This window comes from Rhodohalobacter sp. (genome assembly GCF_041686455.1).
Classification (GTDB): Bacteria; Bacteroidota; Rhodothermia; order Balneolales; family Balneolaceae; genus Rhodohalobacter.
The window spans coordinates 1-5,305 of record NZ_JAWLDW010000153.1 but is presented as its reverse complement, the minus strand read 5'-3'; the positions used below and the strand labels follow the sequence as shown (position 1 = coordinate 5,305).

The window sequence follows — 5,305 nt, the reverse complement described above, 5'->3', positions numbered from 1 at the left end:
TTCAGCCAGGTTTGAACAATGTCCGGCAGATGCTGCAGATCTTCTTCCTGGATACGTTGATCCTCAGGTGGTGAAACCTGCTCCAACAGATAATCCTGTTCACTGCTCACTTTACTGTTAAAAAACCAATCTCCTGCAGCGGGCAGAGCCACAAGCAGTATGATCAGATTTGCAATGGTGCCAAATTTTGCATCACCCCAAGCTGTGAAAATGATGAACTGGGAAAGAATTACGGCAATAATTGCAATGAAAGGCCAAAACCGGTAGCTCATGATATACAAAACGGCTGTCGTCAGAAAGAGAACTGACGCGACCAGCCAGGCTACTCCCATTGGTTTAGAAATCGGGATGCTTAACTCTGTAATATTTGCCATATCAAACGCCTTGACAAAGCCTAACAAGTGGATCAGGCCATGAATTGCAATAACGAAAATGAAAACTGTTTTAAGCATAGATCACCTTAATTTAAATTATCATTGTTTCAATTCCTCGTGCCTCTGGGTCAGAAAAGAGAAAGTCCCCCTTGGAAGGGGGAAAGCGAACGGAGTGAGCAGGGGGATGATTTTCTGAATTAAGATTTATCCATATTTTGGTTATAAAGCACAACAGATCATCCCTCATAGCCCCCATCAAAGAGTGAAACTCCAGAATAATTTCCATATTGGCCCAATAGTTATTTGGTCAAATTTGATACATCGTGGACTCTGCCCCGAGGTAATTCATTTTCATCATTCAATTGATGCCGGACTGCCGGAAGAAGTGTTAAAACGAGCAAGATCACACCCAGCAGTCCGTAAACAAGCTGAAGCGGCGGCTCTGAATGATACCCAACCATCCAAATTTCAACACCGATCCAGATGATAAGCGCAACACTTACCGTCAACGCTCCCATCCATGCCCATTTTTTGCGCTTCCAAAGTCCGTAATACACAACCATTGGTATAATACCGAGAATCGTAAGCAGAATGATTCCTGGAAACATGAAGTTATCAAACGGCGAACCTTCCAGCATGGATAGTGGCATTTGAAGCAGTTCACCGGTTGGGTCAATCACCAGAGCGAATCCCCCGAACAGGCCACTGATTCCCTGGAAAAGCATAAACCCCATGAGTAGGTATAAGCTGTAAGATCTTTGATTTTTCATTGTTGGCTGAGTTTAACAGAGTTCATCTATCAGGAAAAGTCAAAATCCTCGTAGTGAATGGCTTTATTTGGAACTCCACTTTTTTTCAGCTGCGGCACTAAAGATTCCCTCATCGTCTTGGGCCCGCAAATGAATATTTCTTTCTCTTCAATCTGGTTGATATCGTTTACGCTAAGCAACCCTTCAACATCCTCACGGATCAGGTGTACATGAAAATCTTTCATCTCAGATTCAATTTCTTTAAACAGGTGCAGGTGAATCGCTTCACTCTCGGTTTTTACACAATAGTAGAGATCAATGATGTAGTGAGGAAATCCCTGTTGTTTCAGGTCATGTGCCCAGCTTAAAAACGGTGCGATTCCCACACCGCCGCCAATCCACAGCTGCTTCCGTTTTCCTTTGCGATAGTCAAAGCGGCCATACGGCCCTTCAAGCATAGCAACTGCACCCGGTTTCAAATTCCGGTAGAGTTGCTTTGTATAATCGCCCAATACTTTTACCATAATTTTAATTTGCCCCTTGTCTGTTTCATCACAAACGGTGAAAGGATGTGACTCCCCGGAGAGATTCGAGTCCCGAAAGCTGAAGAAGAAATACTGTCCGGGAATAAAACCGACTTTTTCATTTTCGGGTGTCATGGTTATTTCAATAACCTGGTCATTCAGTCGATCTGCATTTTCTACACGATATCGAGGTTTTTCTATAACCCAATCGAAAAGGATCGATTTATAAACCCAGGCTGCAACACCGGTAAGAGACAGTGCTGCAATATAGATCGTCAGTGCCGGGTTAGCTGATACAGAGAGGTCCAGAAAGAAGATGTGGAGAATCCCAAGAATAAAAAAGACACCCATAAATTTGTGGGTAATCTTCCACTTGTCATAAGGCAGTTTGATTACGATAGTAAACAGCATGAGCAGAATCAAACCCCATAGCGCCCAGCTTCCAAGGTCAATTTCGAACTTGCGATGCAGGGGTAACAGATACCAAAAAACTTTATCAGTTTCAGCGGGAATAAACCGAATGGCCAGCAGAATCGGATGAACCAGCAGCAGGACCAAGGCCGTACGGGCCATAGTATGATGCAAATGGTACATTTTGTCCAGTCCGCCGAAATAATCCTCCAGCCATCTCCAACGGGCTGACAGCACAAACGTCAGTGCAAACAGGGAAAATCCGGTCAGGGCTGTAATCTGACTGATGTAAACAAGAAATGGATTCACATTGTGGCGGATGGTCGTTTCCGGAAATGACAACAACCAAAGGGGGATAGCTATAAGAGCCACTCCCCAAAATATCAGATTTCCGGAATCACTTTTTTCCATTGCATATACCCATTAAAAGTCATAGCCGGTTCGACACCAAACTAGTTCAAGACCTCAACTCATACTTTCTCAGCAGTAAGATCAGTCAAATCTTACAATATCTGCACGGACGGTTACTTTTACCTTTGTGTATAAAATCAAATTCATGATATCGGAATCATATCGTACATTCGTCAGAGCAAGTTTCTGGCCTTCAACATCTTCTCCTGACATTTCAAAGTTTGCCCAAAGGTTTTCGAGCGCTTCGGCATAAAGCATCCCGGTTCCTTCCACTCTGGCGATGGCAAGCGTAGAAGCGGACAGGCCTGTAGAGTAACTCAACCCCAAAATGTAACCTGACTCAGATTCGCCCATCACATTCGTGGCAGCAACCGTGTAGTTACCCTCTTCTAAATTCACGATGGTTTGATTAGCTGCTAAAAAGGCTCCTGAACTTGTACAACCACCCATTATCATAGTTGCCAACAGTAGTAAAAGAACTTGATTTTTCATTTTCGTTACCTCTTTGATTCATTAATATATTACCTATAAAATTAGATTAATTTTAACTCACAAGAAATAGGGGAGAAACTGATTCATGTAAATTCAGATTAGAATATTTGATCTAATAAACCATACTTACTTCTTGCCCTATTATTTTGAAAAGTGTATCTCCATCAGGTTAAAGCTCAGTCTGTCAATTTTATCCGCCTTTGAATGACCCGCTGAAATATTGGACAATACTACCACGCCAATTTTCTGTTCAGGATTCATCACAATTGAAGATCGATATCCGCCGGTGCCTCCGTTGTGCCAGTACCATCGCTCACCACTATCCCGATTCAAGATAAACCATCCCATCGCTACCTCCATGTTATCGTTGACTTGAAAGGTGGACTCACGCTGCAGCGACAAAACGGGATCATCAGGATTAAAATTGGCTTGAATAAACAGAGAAAGATCTTCTGCTGTTGACAGGATTCCACCTGCGCCGGCCAAATCGGCCAAATCCCAGTTTTTTGCAGAACCACCCCTTTTCGTTAAGCCCGTTACCAGGTATTCTTCAATCATCTCCCGAACGGTTGTTGAACGGCTCATTCCCATCGGCTCAAAAATTTTTTCCTGGAGAAGTTCTTCATAACTACTTTGATCAATTTCTCCCAGAAAAAAACCCAGTAACCCAGCACCCAAGTTGGAATAGCGATGAGTCTCCCCAGGGTCTCTCGGCACTACAAGATCATCCTTCAGATAAGTTCTTAATTCCTCCTCATTAAAAATTTTGTAGGGATTATTCATATTCCACAAAAAATTCAACGTATATCCGCCGGGTAACCTTGGCAAACCGGATGTGTGATTTGAAAGCTGCAGAAAGGTAAAGTCGGGGTTCACTGCCATCTCGATATCCAGAGCATTTCTGACCTTTTGATCTGCACTGATAACCGAATCGTGAATGGTGTGTGCAAGCAGCGTGGATGTAAACACTTTGGAAATGGATCCGATTTCAAAAACACGATCATGATTGCCGGTATTATTCAAAACGTCATTATCGCGGTGAGCACCGTAAAACGTGACGACAGAATCAGTGATAAACGCGATGGAAAATTGAGTGCCGTTTGGATAAAGATTGAGTGCTGAGGCTATCGAATCGATCTCCGTTTGAGTTAAATCACCGGTAACCTGCAACTCATTAACAGCTTTATCAGGTTCACTCACACTGCTGCACGAAACAAACAGTAAAAGAAATAAAACGGATAGACTATATAGTTTAAAGGTCTTCATTTCTAACTATCTTATTGAGGAGTGAATTGTGATAAAATATATGTACCTGAAACTTATGAAACTCTTTCACATTTAAAGCTACCCGGATTTTGCTAATTTTGTTATTAACTTCTAGTTAATTCAATACATCCCCAATAAAACTGAGCCCTTGTCTTCAAACAATCACAGACAGATTACTCTCAACAGGGAGACGAACGAACACACCCGCCGGCTCAAGCGTAGCCTAAACCGCGTGAAGTGGTCAAGCGCACTCATGCAGATCTTCTGGACAGCCGGGCCTGTAACAACCATCGGTTTAATTGGCGGATATTACATCGGCTACGGTACAATGCCTTCTACTGAATTGCTGATCTATTTTGTGATGTTTACCGTTCTTTCGGGTTTTGTGGGCCTGATTGCAAAAGTAGTGAAAGATGGCACACGGGGGCACCTGGAAGAGAGACGGAAGCGGGATATACTAAACGTGACAGACAAACTAAGCGATTTGATTCTGATTGCCCGTGATAAAATCACGGAAACATATGAAGGTGAAGCCCGAAGACGTGAAGCTGCACTTCAACTCCTGCGCCGTGTAGACCTGACACCTTTTGGCGTCACAGTTGCCTTTACAGATCTGACCGACAACAAAAAAGTAGGGGAAGCGATGGGGCAAATTTATACATATCGAAGAATTGGGCTGCAAACCCGGGTAGAGGAGCTTTGTTCGGAACATCATGATCTAATCACCAAAACGATCGATGATCTTAAAGAAAATTCTCCCCAGGCAAGTTCTGAGTTGAGAAAATGGTTTATCGGTAATCGCTCCGGAAAACTGAAGTATGGTGTGCCTCGTGAAAAACAGTTTTTACAGAGAATTATGTCGGCTATTGAACTCAACAATCCACATGTAATGACTTTCAGAGATGTGGAAGAGATGCTGATTCTGGCTTTCGAACTGATCAACGGCCGGGAAATCCCCACAATCACATTCAGCTACTCGGGGAAATGGAAGTATGCTAGCGTTCTGGATGAACTTGAGAAAAGTCGAAGTAAATTCCGGGTCGCACAAGCCAAAGCCGGTAATCGAATGAGAGCCCTC

At 43.2% G+C, this 5,305-nt stretch carries 4 protein-coding genes and 2 pseudogenes; 1 reads left to right on the top strand and 5 read right to left on the bottom strand.

All coding sequences use genetic code 11. The features are described from left to right. From ACESM0_RS12550 to ACESM0_RS12530, 5 genes and pseudogenes are all read right to left on the bottom strand, one after another. A pseudogene (locus ACESM0_RS12550) lies at positions 1 to 452 on the bottom strand (hypothetical protein); the annotation flags it as partial. A gap of 221 nt (positions 453 to 673) precedes the next feature. After that, a complete protein-coding gene (locus tag ACESM0_RS12545) occupies positions 674 to 1,144 on the bottom strand; it encodes a hypothetical protein (RefSeq protein ID WP_372906549.1) in 471 nt (156 codons plus the stop codon). Between the two features lie 29 nt (positions 1,145 to 1,173). Further along, positions 1,174 to 2,469 carry a ferric reductase-like transmembrane domain-containing protein gene (locus ACESM0_RS12540; protein WP_372906548.1) on the bottom strand — a complete coding sequence of 432 codons (1,296 nt, stop codon included), beginning with the start codon at positions 2,467 to 2,469 and terminating at the stop codon, positions 1,174 to 1,176. Between the two features lie 81 nt (positions 2,470 to 2,550). Beyond that, complete coding sequence (locus ACESM0_RS12535) at positions 2,551 to 2,961, bottom strand: DUF6567 family protein (protein WP_372906547.1); 411 nt, start codon at positions 2,959 to 2,961, stop codon at positions 2,551 to 2,553. 141 nt (positions 2,962 to 3,102) lie between these two features. Continuing rightward, positions 3,103 to 4,227, bottom strand: a complete 1,125-nt coding sequence (locus tag ACESM0_RS12530; RefSeq protein WP_372906546.1) for a serine hydrolase domain-containing protein — start codon at positions 4,225 to 4,227, stop codon at positions 3,103 to 3,105. A 148-nt stretch (positions 4,228 to 4,375) separates the two neighbouring features. Between ACESM0_RS12530 and ACESM0_RS12525 the strand changes: the two are divergent. Then, positions 4,376 to 5,305: pseudogene (locus ACESM0_RS12525) on the top strand (hypothetical protein); the annotation flags it as partial.